Genomic DNA, 16,197 nt, shown 5'->3' with positions numbered 1-16,197 from the left:
GACAGAGCCGAGTCCCGTACGCTCGGGCGCGTGAGCAGCGGCCCGATCCAGAACACCTCGCTGGTGCCCGGCGGGGTCATCGGCGACGGCCGCTACCGGCTGCTCGCTTCCTCCGGCGTCGACCAGCGCTGCGACGCCCAGCTGTGGCGGGCCCGCGACGGCCAGCTCAACCGGGACGTCGCCCTGACGATCCTGGTCGGCGACCCGGCCGACCCGCAGGCGCTGGCGCGGGCCAAGCGGACCGCCGAGCGCGCGACCCACGCGGCCAGCTTCACCCACCCGGGGGTGTCCCGGGTGATCGACGTCCTGACCCCCGGCACCGGCGTGAAGCTGGACGAGGGCATCCTCGGCATCATCGTCGCCGAGTGGACCCAGGGCACCGACCTGATGGACCTCATCGCCGAAGGCCCGCTGCCCGCCGGCGCGGCGACCCGCCTGCTCGAGCCGCTGGGCGCGGCCATCGAGGGCGCCCACCACGCGGGCCTCGTGCTCGGCGCGGACCACCCGCAGCGCATCCGGGTGACCTCGGACGGCCGGCTGCGGCTGGCGTTCCCCGGTCCCCGACCGGAGGCGATCGCCCGCGACGACGTCAAGGGCCTGGGCGCGATCCTGTACCTGCTGCTGACCGGCCGGTGGGCGCTGCCCGGCGGCCCGGACGGCGTGCCCGTCGCACCCACCGGCCCGGACGGGTCCGTCGTGGCGCCCAGCGCGCTGCACCCGTACGTGCCGCACGAGCTGTCGTCGGTGGCCGTGCGGTCCTTGGAGGACACCAGCGTCGGCGGCATCCGCACGTCCGCCGCGATCCTCCAGGTGCTCGACCAGATCGCCCAGTCCGAGGCGCAGACCGCGCTGATCGAGCCGGTGCACGCCGAGGACGACGGCGCGGTGTGGACCACCCAGCGCCCGCCGCGCGGCCGGGACCACAAGCGGAAGCTGTGGATCAGCGTGGCCGTGCTGGCGGTCGCGACGCTCGCGGTCATCGTGTGGCTGGGCGTGCAGATCGTGAGCTTCTTCAGCGACGAGCCGACCAAGGGCAGCGGTCCGACGGTGGTGATCGGCCAGACCACCCCGGCGGCGTCCGGCCAGCCCGCGCCACCCGCGCCGGCACCGGCCGGTCCCGTGCAGCCGGCGTCGATCGGCGTGTACGACGTGACCAACCAGCCCGACAACGCCAACCGCGCGAACCGGGCCGTGGACAACAACCCGACCACGGTCTGGCAGACCGAGAACTACTTCCAGCCGTTCCCGACGCTCAAGCCCGGCATCGGCCTGATGGCGTCCTTCGCCGAGCCGGTGAAGCTGGCGTCGGTCACGGTCACCTCGCCCAGCGAGGGCACGGTGGTCGAGATCCGGGTCGCCGCGTCGGAGAACGCGCCGCTGGAGGAGACCAAGGTCATCGCCACGGCGACCCTGTCGGCCGGGCAGACGCAGATCCAGCTCGGCGAGCACGACGCCACCCGGCACGTGCTGGTGTGGGTGACCAAGCTGGCCGGCGGCGGCCGGAACCACAAGTCCGAGATCGCCGAGGTCGTCTACACCCGCGCCCAGTGATGCTGTGATTCCTCCTAACGGGTGATCGAAGCGTCACGTGCAGGTCCCTATACGCTTCACCGCGTGACCGCCGCAGCCAGCTCGGACGCAGACCTGATCGCGGCACACGCCGCGGGTGACCCACACGCCTTCTCGGAGCTCGTCAGACGGCACCGGGACCGCATGTGGGCCGTCGCGCTGCGCACGCTGCGCGATCCCGAAGAGGCGGCGGACGCGTTGCAGGAGGCGTTCATCTCCGCCTTCCGCGCCGCCGCGAGCTTCCGCGCCGAGTCGCAGGTCACGACGTGGCTGCACCGAATAGTGGTGAACGCCTGCCTCGACCGGATGCGCAGGCGGCAGACCCGTCCGACCGTGCCGCTGCCCGAGGCCGGGCCCGGTGAGCCGGTCGCCCCGCGGGACGCGATGTCCGAGCGGGAGACACGGCTGGTCGTGCAGGCGGCCCTGAACGAGCTGCCGGAGGAGCAGCGCGCACCCATCGTGCTGGTCGACGTGGAGGGGTACTCCGTCGCCGAGACGGCCCAGCTGCTGGGTATCGCCGAGGGCACGGTGAAGTCGCGGTGTGCCCGGGGTCGCGCGAAGCTGGCCAAAGTTCTCGGGCACCTCCGGAACCAGAGTGCAGATGCGAACGTCCCAGTGACCGATGTGCAGGTGCAACAGGGACGTCAGTTGGAGGAACGATGACCGGCAATGTGCGGCGTTCTGGGCCGCCGTGGTCCGTCGACCTGCTGGCTGACCTGCACGCGGGCGTCCTGGACCCGCAGGCCGAGGCGGAGCTGCGGGCGGCCGTGGCGCACGACCCGGAGGCGCTGGACGTCCTCGCCGCGCTCGACGCGACCGTCGCCGACCTGCGCGACCTGCCGCCGATCCCGATGCCGCGCGCCGTCGCGGACCGGATCGACGCGGCCCTGGCCGAGGAGTTCCGCCGGGCGGGCGCGACGCCCGCGCAGCAGCACGTCGCCCCGGTCGTCGACCTCGCGGCCCGCCGCCGGAAGAAGCAGCTCGGGTGGGGCGCCGGTCTCCTCGCGGCGGCGGCCGTCGCGGTCGGCGTGGTGGTCGTCACGACCCAGGGCACCCCGGCGTCCAACCCCGGCGACAACGTGGCCGAGCCGAAGACGAACACGAACACCCCGGTCACCGAGAGCCGCCTCGCGGTGAAGGGCAACGACTTCGGCCCGGTCTTCGGCGACGTGCTCAAGGCCCAGAACTACGGCCCCCTGGAGAACCAGGACAAGCTGGCCGGGTGCCTCCAGGGCGCGAACATCGCCAGTGCCAAGCCGCTGGGCGTCAGCCCGATCACCCTCGACGGCAAGGACGCCGTGATGGCGATCCTGCCGGGCGGCAAGCCGGGCGCGTTCAAGATCGTCGTGCTGGACCCGGACACCTGCGGCCCGGACAACCCGAACGGGGTACTGGCCACCAGCCAGATCACGCCGTGACCGGGGCGACCGGCAGTAGTCCACCTCACCCGACCGGTCAGGAATTGCGGGACCCTACGATCCGTTGAGCAGAAGTGCAGGCCCACAGCCTGTCACGACAAACGGAGGTCGAGGGTGTCGGACGTTCGGAACCTGATCGTCGTGGGATCGGGGCCCGCCGGGTACACCGCGGCGGTCTACGCGGCGCGCGCGCAGCTCGAACCGCTGGTGTTCGAGGGTTCGCAGTACGGCGGCGCACTGATGACCACGACGGAAGTGGAGAACTACCCCGGCTTCCGCGACGGGATCATGGGTCCCGACCTCATGGAGCAGATGCGCGAGCAGGCCAAGCGGTTCGGCGCGGAGCTGCGCGCCGAGGACGTGGAGCAGCTGGAGCTGGAGGGCGACGTCAAGTACGTCACCGCCAACGGCAAGCGCTACGCGGCCAAGGCCGTCATCCTCGCGATGGGCGCGGCGGCCCGCTACCTGCACGTCCCCGGTGAGCAGGAGCTGCTCGGCCGCGGCGTGTCGGCGTGCGCCACCTGCGACGGCTTCTTCTTCCGCGACCAGGACATCGCGGTGGTCGGCGGCGGCGACTCGGCGATGGAGGAGGCCACCTTCCTCACCCGCTTCGCCCGGTCCGTGACGCTGATCCACCGCCGCGAGGAGTTCCGCGCGTCGAAGATCATGCTGGAGCGCGCCCGCGCCAACGACAAGATCAAGTGGCTGCTCAACGCGGAGGCCGTCGAGGTCCTGGGCGAGGGCGGCACGATGTCCGGGCTCAAGGTGCGGGACACCCGGACGGGTGAGATCACCGAGCACCCGTTCACCGGCTTCTTCCTCGCGATCGGCCACGACCCGCGCAGCGACCTCGTCCGCGGCCAGGTGGACGTGGACGACGAGGGCTACGTGAAGGTCAAGGGCCAGAGCACCTACACGAACCTGGACGGCGTCTTCGCCGCGGGCGATCTGGTCGACCACACCTACCGCCAGGCCATCACCGCCGCGGGTTCCGGCTGTGCCGCCGCCATCGACGCCGAGCGCTGGCTGGCCGAGCACGGCGAGTCCGACGCGCACCTGACGCCCGAGTTCGTGGGCGGCGGCTACGGCGACTCCGCCGACTGATCCCCCCAGACCGCACATCCGGACCGTTTCCCCGCCACTGAGGAGAAAACATGGCAGGCGCCACCGTCGCTGTGACCAGCGACAGCTTCACCGAGAACGTGCTGCAGAGCGACAAGCCCGTCCTCGTCGACTTCTGGGCGACCTGGTGCGGCCCGTGCAAGATGGTCGCCCCGGTGCTGGAGGAGATCGCCGCCGAGCACGCCGACAAGATCACCGTCGCGAAGCTGGACATCGACGCCAACCCGTCGATCGCCCGCGACTACCAGATCATGTCCGTGCCGACCATGATCCTGTTCCAGGGTGGTCGCCCGGTGAAGCAGATCGTCGGCGCCAAGCCCAAGGCCGCGCTGCTCAACGACCTGTCCGACGTGCTCTGAGAGCAACCTGAGCGTGACCCGTCCGTCTTCCGGTAAGGCGGGCGGGTCACGCTTTTGTGGGTGGGTGACCACTGCGAGTAGCCCAGCGTGGAGCACCGGCTCGAGCAAGGCACAATAAGGCGTCAACCTCAGCGTCGGCACCCGTCGACGCCTTAGTGAACGAGGGGTACATGCTGCTACTCCGCCGCGGGGATTTCGGCCCGGACGTCGCCGAGGTGAGGGCCACGCTGACCCGGCTCGGCCTGCTGTCCGATCCGCAGCCGTCTCAGGTGTTCGACCTGCCGGTCGAGCACGCCGTGCGCGCGTTCCAGCAGCAACGGGGTCTGATCACCGACGGGATCGTCGGCCCCGCCACCTACCGCGCCCTGCGCGACGCGACCTACCGCCTCGGCGACCGCCCGCTGGCGTACCTGATGTCCCAGCCGGTCACCGGCGACGACGTGTTCGCCCTCCAGGAGCGCCTGCTGGAGCTCGGCTACGACGCGGGCCGGCCCAACGGCGAGTTCGGGCAGCAGACGGAGCAGGCCCTGCGCAGCTTCCAGCGCGACTACGGCCTGATCGTGGACGGCATGTGCGGCCCGGACACCGTCCGCGCGCTGCGCCAGCTGCAGCCGAAGGTCCGCGGCGGCCGTCCGGTGTTCCTGCGCGAGCAGGAGCGGGTTCGCAAGGCCGGGCCGAGGCTGTCCGGCAAGCGGATCATCATCGACCCGGGCCACGGCGGTGCCGACCGCGGTGTCGTGGTCAACGGCGTGTCCGAGGCCGACGTCATGCTGGACCTGGCCAGGCTGCTGGAAGGCAAGATGGCCGCCACCGGCATGGAAGCCCTGCTCACCCGGGGCCCGCACAACAACCCGGACGAGAGCGAACGGGCGCGCTTCGCCAACGAGGCCGGCGCCGACCTGATCCTGTCCCTGCACAGCGACGGCAACTCCTCGCCCCTGGCCAACGGCGTGGCGAGCTTCCACTACGGGACGGGCAACGGCACGTCGTCCACGGTCGGCGAGGCCCTGGCGGGCTTCATCCAGCGCGAGTTGGTGGCCCGGACCGGCATGCTGGACTGCGGCACCCACCCCAAGACGTGGGACATGCTCCGCATGACCAAGTGCACGGCCGTCCGCGTCGAGGTCGGCTACCTGACCAACGACCAGGACCGCGCCCGCCTGGCGACCCCGGCGTTCCGCGACGTGGTCGCCGAGGGCATCCTGGTGGCGGTGAAACGCCTGTACCTGCTCGGCAAGGACGACCAGCCCACCGGCACCTTCACCCTCGACGACCTCATGCGCCACGAACTGGCCACCGGCCAGCGCTCGGCGGGGTAGCGGAGCACCGGCTAGAAGAGCAGCAGCAGGTAGAGGCTCACCAGGACCACGCAGGCGAAGGTGTGCGCCACCGGGTTGCGGCTCAGGATGGCGACGAACTCGCGCAGGAACGCGCTGGGCAGGAAGTAGAACGCCGTCCGCGACCCGATGACGCCCATCTTCAGCCGCAGCCGCCGGGCGGTGACCGCCGTGCGGAACACGTGGTAGTTGTTGGTCACCGCCACGGTCCGCCCGGTGTGGCCGAGGGAGTCCAGGACGGCCCGGCTGTTGCGCAGGTTCTCCTCGGTGGTGGTGGCCTGGTCCTCCAGCACGACCGCGTCCTCGGGCACGCCCGCCGTCACCAACCACCGCTGCATGGCCAAGGCCTCCGACACGGCCTCGTCGGCCCCCTGACCACCGGAAACGACGATCACCGGCGACCCGCCCGCCGCGACCTCCCGCCGGTACAGCCGCACGGCCCGGTCCAGCCGTGACGCCAGCAGGGGTGGGACGCGGTCACCCACCAGGCCGGCGCCGAGGACGACCACCGCGTCGAAGCCCGTCCGGCGGCCGGTCTTGCCGTAGAGCACCGAGTACAGCAGCAGGCTGACGAACAGGAACGCCAGGTAGGCCGAGACGACCACCAGGGACCCCACGACGGCGTGCACCCACGTCCGCGGGTCGTCGAGGGCCAGCACGAAGATCACCACCAGCGTGACGATCGCCAGGCCCGCGAGCAGGGACAACAGGTTCGCCAGACTGCGCCCCTCGCGCCGGACCATGAGCAGCCCGTTCACGATCAGCGCGATCGGCAGCACCAGCGAGCACCCGAGCACGGCCGCCGCGAGCGCCCACCCGAGCAGGTCGTCCAGCCACCACGGCAGGTTGTCGTGCGTGAGCAGCCACAGCAGGGCCGCCACCAGCGTCAACCCCAGCCACACGGCGTTGGCGACCCGCCGTCGGTCGCGTCGCACGCCCAGGACGAAGAACAGCGCCGACACCACGCCGAAGATCGCGAACACCACGCTGTGAAACCTAGACGGCCGAGGTCAGACCGGCATCTCCCACGGGATGCCGGACAGGGTCCGCCCGGTCTCCAGCAGGGACTTGAGGTTGGACAGGACCGCCGCCCACCCGGCCGCGGCCTGAGCGCGCTCGGCGTCGTCGGCGAGGTTCTCGTGCGTGACGGTGAGCCGCACGATGCCCTGGTAGGGCTGGACGAGGAAGGTGACGGTCGAGGACTCCCGCGGGTCGTGCGGGTCCCGCCACGTCGTCACCAGGCGGTGCGGCGGGTCGCTCTCCAGCACCTCGCCCACCACGTCGTCGACGTCGGAGTCCGCGCGGCGGTGCGCCCACGTCGAGCCGACCTGCCAGTCCGACACGTTCCGGTGACCCCAGTACCGGGCGGTGATCTCGGGATCGGTGAGCGCTTCCCACACCTTCTCGGGCGTGCTCTCGATGTAGGTCACGTACACGAACTCGGGTTTCATCGCGTTCTCCGCTCGTCGTTTGACCTCGGCGAGCACCCGCAGCCGGGGGCGCTCGAACTTGTCGATCCACCGCTCCTGGATCTCGTGCAGCGGCACCGGGTTGAGGTAGTGCAGCTTCTCCCGGCCCCGGCGGACCGTGGCGACCAGGTTCGCGGCCTCCAGCACGGCCAGGTGCTGGGTGGCGGACTGGCGGGTCATGCCGACCCGCGCGCACAGCTCGCCCAGGGTCTGGCCGTTCTCCTCGTGCAGCCGGTCCAGCAGGTAGCGCCGGGTCGGGTCGGCGAGGGCCTTGAAGACCTTGTCCACCCGGTAAACGTTATGCAGGCAAATACCTGCATGTCAACGCACGCCAAGAAAACCGCAGGTCAGAACGAGAAATCAGACCGGTCGGAAGCTCGGCTCGGCCGTCGACACGGTCACGGAGCTGAGCAGCCGCTCCAGCGCCGCCTCCACGTCTTCCTTCCACGACGACGCGCTGCGCAGTTCCAGCCGCAGCCGGGGCCAGCGCGCGTGCGGGCGCACGGTCTTGAAGCCGACGCTGGTCAGGAAGTCCGCGGGCGTCACGCACGTCCGCTCGTCGTCGATCGGCTGGGCGTCGCCGAAGGCCTCGATCGCCTTCACGCCGCGGCGGGTCAGGTCCTTCGCCACGGTCTGCACCAGCACGCGCCCGAGCCCGCCGCCGCGGAACTCCGGCAGCACCTCCAGGCCCGTCATGAGCACGGCGTCGGGGCTCGCGGGGGAGGTGGGGAAGGCCAGCGACCGCGGCACGGCGGCCGGCGGCGCGTAGAACACCGAACCGGCGGGAATCCCGTCGCAGTAGATGATCCGACCGCACGAACCCCACTCGAGCAGGACGCTGGAGACCCAGGCTTCCTTCTCGAACTCGGTGTCGCCGAACTCCTCGGCCTGTTCCTTCAGGTGGGGGGCCAGCTCCCAGAACACGCAGGTCCGGCTGTGCTTGGAGAGGTGCTCCAGGTTGTCGAGAGTCACGCCCACGACGCGTCGCGACACCCCGACCTCCCAACCCCCGAATGCAACCCCTACGAGGATAGGCGGATGTGACCCCCGCCCGGAAGGCACATGCCCCGAACGGGACGGCGGTTACACTCAGCCGGGAACAAACCCGCCGGTAACCGCTACTACCTCGGAGTTCCCCGTGAACCTACCCGGACAGCCCCCGAAGCAGGGTGCCAGAAGCCTCGATCCCCACCTGCGCCGGTACGCGGCGCGCACGGCGGGGATGACGGCATCGGAGATCCGGGCGCTGTTCGCGGTGGCAAGCCGGCCCGAGGTGGTGTCCCTGGCGGGAGGGATGCCCCACCTGGCGGCACTGCCCCTCGACTCGCTCGCGACCGAGGTCGCGGACGTGGTCGCCACGGACGGCCTGGTCGCGCTCCAGTACGGCTCGGCGCAGGGCATCCCGGAGCTGCGCGAGCAGATCTGCGAGGTCATGGCCCTGGAGGGCATCAACGCCCACCCGGACGACGTCGTGGTCACCGTGGGCTCCCAGATGGGCCTGGACATGGTGACCCGGATCTTCTGCGACCCGGGTGACGTCGTGCTGGCCGAAGGCCCGTCGTACGTGGGCGCGCTCGGCTCGTTCTCCGCCTACCAGGCCAACGTCGTGCACGTGGCCATGGACGCCGATGGCCTCGTGCCCCAGGCGTTGCGCGAGGCCATCGCCGCCGTCGCCCGAGCGGGGCAGCGGGTGAAGTTCCTCTACACGATCCCGAACTTCCACAACCCGGCCGGCGTGACGCTCGCTGTGGAGCGCCGGACCGAGGTGCTGGAGATCTGCCGCGAGAACGGCATCCTCGTGGTCGAGGACAACCCGTACGGGCTGCTCGGCTTCGACGGCGTGACCTACCCGGCGCTGCGGTCGACCGACCCGGACAACGTGGTCTACCTGGGCTCCTTCTCCAAGACCTTCGCCGCCGGCCTGCGCGTGGGCTGGGTGCTCGCGCCGCACGCGGTGCGCGAGAAGCTGGTGCTGGCCGCCGAGTCGGCCACGCTGTGCCCGCCCACGTTCAACCAGCTCGTCGTGTCGCGGTACCTGTCGACGCACGACTGGAAGGGCCAGATCAAGACCTACCGCGAGGCCTACCGGGAGCGGCGTGACGCGGCCATCGAGGCGCTCGAGCAGCACATGCCGCTTGGTTCCACGTGGAACAAGCCCAACGGCGGCTTCTACGTGTGGCTGACCGTGCCCGAGGGCATCGACACCAAAGCCATGCTGCCGCGCGCCATCACGCAGCGGGTGGCGTACGCGTCCGGCACCGGGTTCTACGCGGACGGGCTGGGCAGCCGGCAGCTGCGCATCTCGTACTGCTACCCGACGCCCGAGCGCATCCGCGAGGGCGTGCGCCGGCTGGCCAACGTGATCAAGGACGAGCTGGAGCTGCACGAGACGTTCGGGCCGTCGACGCCCCGGCACCTCTCGGGTCCGCAAACCCCCTCGCCCGACACTGCCTGATTAGGAGCGAAGTTGTCCGACCATTGGGTCGCGGTGCTGTCCGGGGGCCTGTCGCACGAGCGGGAGGTGTCCCTGCGATCCGGTCGCAGGCTGTCCGCCGCGCTGCGTTCGGCCGGTCTCGTCGTGGAGGAGTGGGACGCCGACGCCCAGCTCCTCACGCGGTTGCGCGAGCACCGGCCGGACGCCGTCGTGGTGGCGCTGCACGGCGGTGAGGGCGAGAACGGGTCGGTGCAGACCGTCCTGGAGCTGGTGGGCGTGCCGTTCGTGGGCACGGACTCGCGGGCGTGCCGCCGGGCGTGGGACAAGCCGACCGCGAAGGCGGAACTGGCGCGGGCCGGCCTGGCGACGCCGGAGTGGGCGGTGCTGCCGCACGCGACGTTCCGCGAGCTGGGCGCGCAGCCGGTGCTGGACGCGATGGTGGACCAGCTCGGGCTGCCGCTGATGCTCAAGCCGGACCAGGGTGGCTCGGCGCTGGGTGCTCAGGTCGTGCGCGAGGCGGCCGAGCTGCCCGCGGCGATGGTGGGGTGCCTGGCGTACGGGGACACCGTGCTGGCGGAGCGGTACGTCGAGGGCGTCGAGGTGGCCGTGGCGGTCGTGGACGGGCCGGACGGTCCCCGCGCCCTGCCGCCGGTGGAGATCGTGCCGGAGAACGGCGTCTACGACTACACCGCGCGCTACACGGCCGGCCTGACCGACTTCCACGCACCGGCTCGGCTGGACGAGAAAGCGGCGCAGGCGGTCGGCGAACTGGCGGTGTCCGCGCACCGGCTGTTGGGCCTGCGGGACGTGTCGCGGACAGACGCGATCGTGGCGCCGGACGGGACTGTGTACTTCCTCGAGGTGAACGTGTCGCCGGGTCTCACCGAGACCTCGCTGCTGCCGATGGCGGTGGAGGCGGCCGGCCAGTCGTTGGGGGAGATCTACGCGGGCCTGATCGAGCGCGCGTTGGCCCGCTGAAACACCTTTGCATACTGATTGCGCCCCGTATCCGTTCGGATGCGGGGCGCAATCGTCACCGTGACATAAGACCCGTGGGTGATCACACGTCCGTCGAACGTGTCCGATTTGTCGCTTCCGGCGCCATGAGCGTGATGATCCGTTCGAGGTCGTCCACCGACCCGAACTCGACCACGATCCGGCCCTTCCGCTGACCCAGTTCGACCTTCACGCGCGTGTCGAAGTTGTCCGACAGCCGCTCCGCCAGCTCCTGCAACCCCGGCGCCTGGATCGGCTTGCGCCGCGCCTGCTTCGCCTTCGCGGGCTCGGCCGACTTCGCGAGGGTCACCGCCTCCTCGGTCGCGCGGACCGACATGCCCTCGGCCACGATCCGGGTCGCCAGCTCCTCCTGCGCGCCCGGGTCGTCCAGGCCGAGCAGCGCCCGCGCGTGCCCGGCCGACAGGACGCCGGCCGCCACCCGCCGCTGCACGGGGAGGGGCAGCTTCAGCAGGCGGATCGTGTTGGTCACCACCGGCCGGCTGCGGCCGATGCGGTCCGCCAGCTCCTCGTGGGTGACGCCGAACTCCTCCAGCAGCTGCTGGTAGGCCGCCGCCTCTTCCAACGGGTTGAGCTGGACGCGGTGGATGTTCTCCAGCAGCGCGTCGCGCAGCATCACGTCGTCGGCGGTCTGCCGCACGATCGCCGGGATGGTCTTCAACCCCGCCAGCTGGGTCGCCCGCCAGCGGCGCTCGCCCATCACCAGCTCGTAGGAGTCCGGGCCGATCTCCCGCACCACGATCGGCTGCATGAGGCCGAACTCGCGGATCGAGTGCTCCAGCTCGCGCAGCGCGTCCTCGTCGAAGACCTGCCGCGGCTGCTTCGGGTTCGTGCGGATGGCGGTGACCGGCAGCTCCTGGTACACCGCCCCCGCCACCTCACCCGACGCCGAGGGTGCGGGGGAGGGCGCAGGGGTGGCGCCGTTCGGGACGGCCCGGATCGGGGTCGGCGCACCCGCCGGGGGTCCGCTCGGGATCAGGGCCGCGAGCCCGCGGCCGAGTCCACCCTTGCGCTGCTCCGTCATGCCGACTCCATCTCCGCGCCGCGCTCGGCGATCTCCCTCGCTGCGTCCAGGTAGCTCATCGCGCCCCGTGAGCCGGGATCGTAGGTGAGCACCGTCTGACCGAATCCTGGTGCCTCCGAGACCTTCACGCTGCGCGGGATCACCGTTTTGAGGACCGTGTCGCCGAAGTGGCCGCGCACCTCGCTGGTCACCTGGTCGGCCAGCTTGGTGCGGCCGTCGTACATGGTGAGCAGGATGGTGGACACGTTCAGCGTCGGGTTGAGGTGCGCCTGGACCAGTTCGATGTTGCGCAGCAGCTGCCCCAGACCCTCCAGCGCGTAGTACTCGCACTGGATCGGGATCAGGACCTCCTGCGCGGCGACCATCGCGTTGACGGTCAGCAGACCGAGCGACGGCGGGCAGTCGATGAACACGTAGTCCGGGCGGATCGGGTCCAGCGCCTCGGGGCTCAGCGCCTCCTTCAGGCGGGACTCGCGGGCCACCATGGAGACGAGTTCGATCTCCGCGCCGGCGAGGTCGATCGTGGCCGGGACGCAGTACAGGTTGGGGGACTGGTTGCTGACCTGAGCGGCCTCGGCGACCGACATCTCGCCGATCAGCACCTCGTAGACCGAGGGCGTGCCGGAGCGGTGCTCGACGGCCAGGGCGGTGCTCGCGTTCCCCTGCGGGTCGAGGTCGATCACGAGGACCTTGAGCCCGTGGATGGCGAGCGCGGCGGCCAGGTTCACCGTGCTCGTCGTCTTGCCGACGCCGCCCTTCTGGTTCGCCACGGTCAGGACGCGGCGGTGGGACGGCGAGGGGAGCTGGAGGGAGTCGGGGTGGAGGACGCGCGTGGCGCGTGCCGCCTCTTCCGCGATCGGGGTCCACACGGTGCTGTCTCCTGCGTTGTCGCTCACGGTCGGGTCGGTCGGGCTGGGGCGCAGGACCTCGCCCGCACCCACCGCGCCCTGTTCTGTTTCACGTGAAACACCGGCCGCTTGGAACACCGGTTGCAGGGGGTCGGGGTACACGGTCACCGATCCTTCCGTGGTCTGGTCGCCGCCCTCACCGGTCGGCGCGGGCCGGTGCGGCGGCTCGTCTCGTCGCGCTCCACCAGCACGACGGTCGTCGGCACTTCCAGGACGTCGGCGCCGCAGACGGTCACGGCGGGCCGGACGCCACCGGCCCGCCGCACCGCCTCGGCGTCACGTTCGATCTCTTCCGCGGCACTCTCACCCTTGAGGGCCACCAGCCGTCCACCGGGGCGCAGCAGCGGCAGGCACCACCGGGCGAGGCGCTCCAGGGGTGCGACGGCGCGAGCGGTCACGGCGTCGCTGCCGGACAGCCGCTCCCGCACCGGACCCTCCTCGGCTCGCCCGCGCACCACGTCGACGTCGAGCCCGAGCGCCTCCACGACCTCGGTCAGCCACGCCACCCGTCGAGCCATCGGTTCGAGGAGGGTCAGGTCGAGGTCCGGTCGCGCGATCGCCAGGGGGATGCCCGGCAGGCCCGCCCCAGAGCCTACGTCCACGACGCGGCTGCCGGCGGGGAACAACTCCGCCACGACCGCCGAGTTGAGGACGTGCCGCTCCCAGAGCCGGTCCACCTCGCGCGGGCCGATGAGCCCGCGCTCGACGCCCTGCTCCGCGAGCAGCTTCGTGAAGGCGACCGCCTTGGGGTAGTGGTCACCGAAGACCCGCTTCGCGCGGTCTTCCACATCTCCGGCCATGTCTCCGTCGTTTCACGTGAAACCACACGGCGGGTGTCGAGCCGGGTGGGTGATGGGGGGGCTGCGCGGGGGCGTCAGCGCGCCCCCCAACTGTGCCGACGCCCACTATGACGGATCACCCCGGCGACACGCCAAATCGACGTGACCAGAACGACCGTGTTTCACGTGAAACGAGCAATCCGGCCGTCCTCGGGACGCTTCCGGAACATCTCCAACCCGATGTCGACCGACTCGACGTGGTCGAGCGCGGGGACCTCGGAGAGCGGGAACCACCCCGCCCGGTCGGTCGAGCCGCCCACTTCGAAGGTCAGCTCGCCGCCCACGACCTCCGCCTCGTAGAGGATGCGGATCCGGTGGTAGTCCACGTCCACGCCGTCCTGGTTGAGCGGACCGTGGACGTTCTGGATGCCGAGCAGCCGACGCACCTCCGCCTTGTACCCGGTCTCCTCGAAGACCTCGCGGATGACGGCGTCGTACGGGTCCTCGCCGTGGTCCACCCCGCCGCCGGGCAGGATCCACATCGGCCGCTCCGGCCCCAGCCACCGTGACAGCAGGATCTCGTCGTCCCGGACGATGACGGCGTACGCAGCCACGCGGAGCTTCCGGATGATCTCAGTCATGACCGGACCGTTTCACGTGAAACACGGCGAGGGGAAGGGTTTTCGATGTACGTGGTCCGCCCAGGACGACTCAGCACCGCCGCACACCCGGAGGACGTCGCCGAGGTCGAGCGCTGGACGGCGGCCGGCGTGGACGTCGTCGTCTGCGCCCTGACCGACGACGAGATCGCCGAGCTCGACCTGGCGGACGCGCCCGACGCGGCCCGCGACTACCGCCACCTCCCGATCCCGGACTTCGGGGTGCCGGCCGACCTCGACGCGGAACTCCACCGCCTGGCCGCCGACGTCCGCGCCGGGCGGCACGTCGTGGTCCACTGCTGGGGCGGCATCGGCCGCTCGTCGCTCATCGCGGCGGCGCTCCTCGTCCTCGACGGTGCGGAGCCCGCCGGGGCCTGGCAGGCGATCGCGGAGGCGCGTGGGCGGGAGGTGCCCGAGACCGACGAGCAACGGGCATGGCTCGACGACTTCGCCCGCCGCGTCCGGGCGTAGCAGAAGTCCGGACGTAGAAAAGCGGCCCTCGGTTTCACGTGAAACCGAGGGCCGCTCCGGCAAGCTCCGCTCAGGGCTTGGGCAGCACCACGACCCGGCGCTGCGGCTCCTCGCCCTCGCTCTCGCTGTGCACGCCCGCCACAGCGGCGACGGCGTCGTGCACGACCTTCCGCTCGAACGGCGTCATCGGGTGCAGCCGCACCTTCTCGCCCGACGCGGCGACCTTCTCCGCCGTCGTCCGGCCCAGCTCGGCCAGCTCGGCCCGGCGGTTCGCGCGCCAGCCCGCGATGTCCAGCATCAGCCGGCTGCGCACGCCAGTCTCCTGCTGCACCGCGAGCCGGGTCAGCTCCTGCAACGACTCCAGCACGCTCCCGCGGGGGCCGACCAGCTTCTCCAGGTCGTCGCCGCCGTCGATGCTGACGATCGCCCGACCGGCCTCGACGTCGAGGTCGATGTCACCGTCGTAGTCGAGCAGGTCGAGCAGCCGCTCCAGGTAGTCGCCCGCGATGTCGCCCTCTTGGACGAGCAGGTCCTCCGAACTCCCCGACCGCGCCGGCGGGGCCTCGTCCGCCTCCGGCGCCGCGTCCACGTCGGTCGCCTGCAACGTCTCCGACACGATGTCTCCTCTCCAGGGTCAACGACGCTTCTTGTTGCCCTGCTTCTTGCTCGGGGATCGGTCTGGGCTCAGACCGGGAATCTCGGTGGACGGCTTGCCGTTGCCGGCCTGCTCGTCCGACGGCGGCGTGTCCTGCACCTTCTTGGCCGGAGCGGCGGCGGGCTTGGCGCCCGGCTTCGGCTTCGCACCCGGCCGCGGCGCGAGCGCCTGGCGCTTCTCGACGACCGCTTCCTTCTTCGCCGCTTCCTCGCGGTCGATGCGGTGGTACACGACGTACTGCTGGCCGAGGGTCCACCCGTTGTTGCTCAGCCAGTACAGCAGGATCGCGATGGGGAAGAAGAGACCACCGACGAGCACGCCCAGCGGGAAGATGTACAGCGTCAGCTTGTTCATGATCGCGGTCTGCGGGTTCTCCGCGGCGGCCTGCGTCTGGCGGGCCACCGAGTGCCGCGCGGTGAAGTGCGTGGCGATCGACGCGACGATCATCAGCGGGATGGCGACGTAGAGCACCGAGGTGCGCTCGGTGCCGAACTGCGCGAGCTGGTCGGCGGGCATCGTGATGAACGTCGACAGGTTGACGCCGAAGAGCTTGGCGTTGACGAACGACTCCACGCCCTGCGCGTCGAAGAAGTACACCTCGCCCCAACCGGGCTTGAACGAGCGCAGCACGTGGAACAGGCCGATGAACACCGGGATCTGCACCAGCATCGGCAGGCAGCCGCCGAGCGGGTTCACGCCGTGCTCGGCCTGGAGCTTCTGCATCTCCTGGGCCTGGCGCTGCTTGTCGTTCGGGTACTTCTTCTTGATCTTCTGGATCTCGGGGGCGAAGGCCTGCATCTTCCGCATGGAGCGCACCTGGCCGACGAACGGCTTGAACAGCAGCGCGCGCAGCGTGAAGACCAGGAACACCACGGACAGCGCCCACGCGAACCCGCTCGACTCGCCGAAGACGTGTCCGAACACCCAGTGCCAACACCACAGGATGAAGGACACCGGGTAGTAGATGAAGTTGAGCACT

At 70.9% G+C, this 16,197-nt stretch carries 18 protein-coding genes; 9 read left to right on the top strand and 9 right to left on the bottom strand.

Going from position 1 to position 16,197, the window contains the following annotated elements:
- Positions 1-30: 30 nt before the first annotated feature.
- The 6 genes from DFJ66_RS23890 (at position 31) to DFJ66_RS23865 (ending at position 5,787) form a co-directional block, all read left to right on the top strand.
- Complete coding sequence (locus DFJ66_RS23890) at positions 31-1,551, top strand: protein kinase family protein (RefSeq protein ID WP_121223952.1); 1,521 nt, start codon at positions 31-33, stop codon at positions 1,549-1,551.
- A gap of 63 nt (positions 1,552-1,614) precedes the next feature.
- Complete coding sequence (sigM, locus tag DFJ66_RS23885) at positions 1,615-2,232, top strand: RNA polymerase sigma factor SigM (protein WP_121223950.1); 618 nt, start codon at positions 1,615-1,617, stop codon at positions 2,230-2,232.
- Positions 2,229-2,987 carry an anti-sigma factor family protein gene (locus DFJ66_RS23880; RefSeq protein ID WP_121223948.1) on the top strand — a complete coding sequence of 253 codons (759 nt, stop codon included), beginning with the start codon at positions 2,229-2,231 and terminating at the stop codon, positions 2,985-2,987. Before sigM ends, DFJ66_RS23880 begins: the two co-directional genes overlap by 4 nt.
- 114 nt (positions 2,988-3,101) lie before the next feature.
- The gene (gene trxB, locus DFJ66_RS23875) at positions 3,102-4,091 is read left to right on the top strand and encodes a thioredoxin-disulfide reductase (RefSeq protein WP_121223946.1); all 990 of its coding nucleotides are present in this window, start codon (positions 3,102-3,104) and stop codon (positions 4,089-4,091) included.
- A 50-nt stretch (positions 4,092-4,141) separates the two neighbouring features.
- A complete protein-coding gene (gene trxA / locus DFJ66_RS23870; protein ID WP_121223944.1) occupies positions 4,142-4,468 on the top strand; it encodes a thioredoxin in 327 nt (108 codons plus the stop codon).
- Positions 4,469-4,638: 170 nt separating this feature from the next.
- Positions 4,639-5,787 carry an N-acetylmuramoyl-L-alanine amidase gene (locus DFJ66_RS23865; protein ID WP_121223942.1) on the top strand — a complete coding sequence of 383 codons (1,149 nt, stop codon included), beginning with the start codon at positions 4,639-4,641 and terminating at the stop codon, positions 5,785-5,787.
- 11 nt (positions 5,788-5,798) lie between these two features.
- On the opposite strand, the gene DFJ66_RS23860 is transcribed toward DFJ66_RS23865, so the two are convergent.
- From DFJ66_RS23860 to DFJ66_RS23850, 3 genes are all read right to left on the bottom strand, one after another.
- Complete coding sequence (locus tag DFJ66_RS23860) at positions 5,799-6,791, bottom strand: YdcF family protein (protein ID WP_121223940.1); 993 nt, start codon at positions 6,789-6,791, stop codon at positions 5,799-5,801.
- Between the two features lie 24 nt (positions 6,792-6,815).
- A complete protein-coding gene (locus tag DFJ66_RS23855; protein ID WP_121223938.1) occupies positions 6,816-7,562 on the bottom strand; it encodes an ArsR/SmtB family transcription factor in 747 nt (248 codons plus the stop codon).
- Between the two features lie 72 nt (positions 7,563-7,634).
- Positions 7,635-8,267, bottom strand: coding sequence for a GNAT family N-acetyltransferase (locus DFJ66_RS23850; RefSeq protein ID WP_121223936.1), 633 nt, complete (start codon positions 8,265-8,267; stop codon positions 7,635-7,637).
- Positions 8,268-8,412: 145 nt separating this feature from the next.
- Here DFJ66_RS23850 and DFJ66_RS23845 point away from each other — a divergent pair, with 145 nt between their 5' ends.
- Entirely contained in the window at positions 8,413-9,729 is a 1,317-nt protein-coding gene (locus DFJ66_RS23845) for an aminotransferase-like domain-containing protein (RefSeq protein ID WP_121223934.1), read from the top strand.
- A gap of 12 nt (positions 9,730-9,741) precedes the next feature.
- Positions 9,742-10,686: a D-alanine--D-alanine ligase family protein gene (locus DFJ66_RS23840; RefSeq protein ID WP_121223932.1), complete on the top strand. Its 945-nt coding sequence runs from the start codon at positions 9,742-9,744 to the stop codon at positions 10,684-10,686.
- 82 nt (positions 10,687-10,768) lie between these two features.
- Here the strand turns inward: DFJ66_RS23840 and DFJ66_RS23835 are convergent, their stop codons facing one another.
- The 4 genes from DFJ66_RS23835 to DFJ66_RS23820 all read right to left on the bottom strand — a co-directional run bounded on the left by DFJ66_RS23835 (position 10,769) and on the right by DFJ66_RS23820 (position 14,074).
- On the bottom strand, positions 10,769-11,746 hold the full coding sequence (locus tag DFJ66_RS23835; RefSeq protein ID WP_121223930.1) for a ParB/RepB/Spo0J family partition protein: 978 nt from the start codon (positions 11,744-11,746) through the stop codon (positions 10,769-10,771).
- Positions 11,743-12,669: a ParA family protein gene (locus tag DFJ66_RS23830; RefSeq protein WP_246030238.1), complete on the bottom strand. Its 927-nt coding sequence runs from the start codon at positions 12,667-12,669 to the stop codon at positions 11,743-11,745. Before DFJ66_RS23830 ends, DFJ66_RS23835 begins: the two co-directional genes overlap by 4 nt.
- An 89-nt stretch (positions 12,670-12,758) precedes the next feature.
- Positions 12,759-13,454, bottom strand: a complete 696-nt coding sequence (gene rsmG, locus DFJ66_RS23825; protein WP_121223928.1) for a 16S rRNA (guanine(527)-N(7))-methyltransferase RsmG — start codon at positions 13,452-13,454, stop codon at positions 12,759-12,761.
- A 161-nt stretch (positions 13,455-13,615) separates the two neighbouring features.
- Positions 13,616-14,074, bottom strand: a complete 459-nt coding sequence (locus DFJ66_RS23820; protein ID WP_121223926.1) for an NUDIX hydrolase — start codon at positions 14,072-14,074, stop codon at positions 13,616-13,618.
- 45 nt (positions 14,075-14,119) lie between these two features.
- Between DFJ66_RS23820 and DFJ66_RS23815 the strand changes: the two genes are divergently transcribed.
- Positions 14,120-14,563 (top strand): phosphatase domain-containing protein, encoded by a 444-nt coding sequence (locus DFJ66_RS23815; protein WP_121223924.1) that lies wholly within the window; start codon positions 14,120-14,122, stop codon positions 14,561-14,563.
- A 70-nt stretch (positions 14,564-14,633) separates the two neighbouring features.
- Here DFJ66_RS23815 and DFJ66_RS23810 read toward each other — a convergent pair whose 3' ends face one another.
- On the bottom strand, positions 14,634-15,179 hold the full coding sequence (locus tag DFJ66_RS23810; protein ID WP_121223922.1) for a Jag family protein: 546 nt from the start codon (positions 15,177-15,179) through the stop codon (positions 14,634-14,636).
- An 18-nt stretch (positions 15,180-15,197) separates the two neighbouring features.
- Positions 15,198-16,196 (bottom strand): membrane protein insertase YidC, encoded by a 999-nt coding sequence (yidC, locus tag DFJ66_RS23805; RefSeq protein WP_121223920.1) that lies wholly within the window; start codon positions 16,194-16,196, stop codon positions 15,198-15,200.
- Between the last annotated feature and the right edge of the window lies 1 nt (position 16,197).

Origin of the sequence: Saccharothrix variisporea (assembly GCF_003634995.1) — a bacterium.
In the GTDB taxonomy this organism is placed as follows: Bacteria; Actinomycetota; Actinomycetes; order Mycobacteriales; family Pseudonocardiaceae; genus Actinosynnema; species Actinosynnema variisporeum.
Note: the sequence above shows the minus strand (reverse complement) of the source record. Positions and strands in the feature narration are given on the sequence as shown.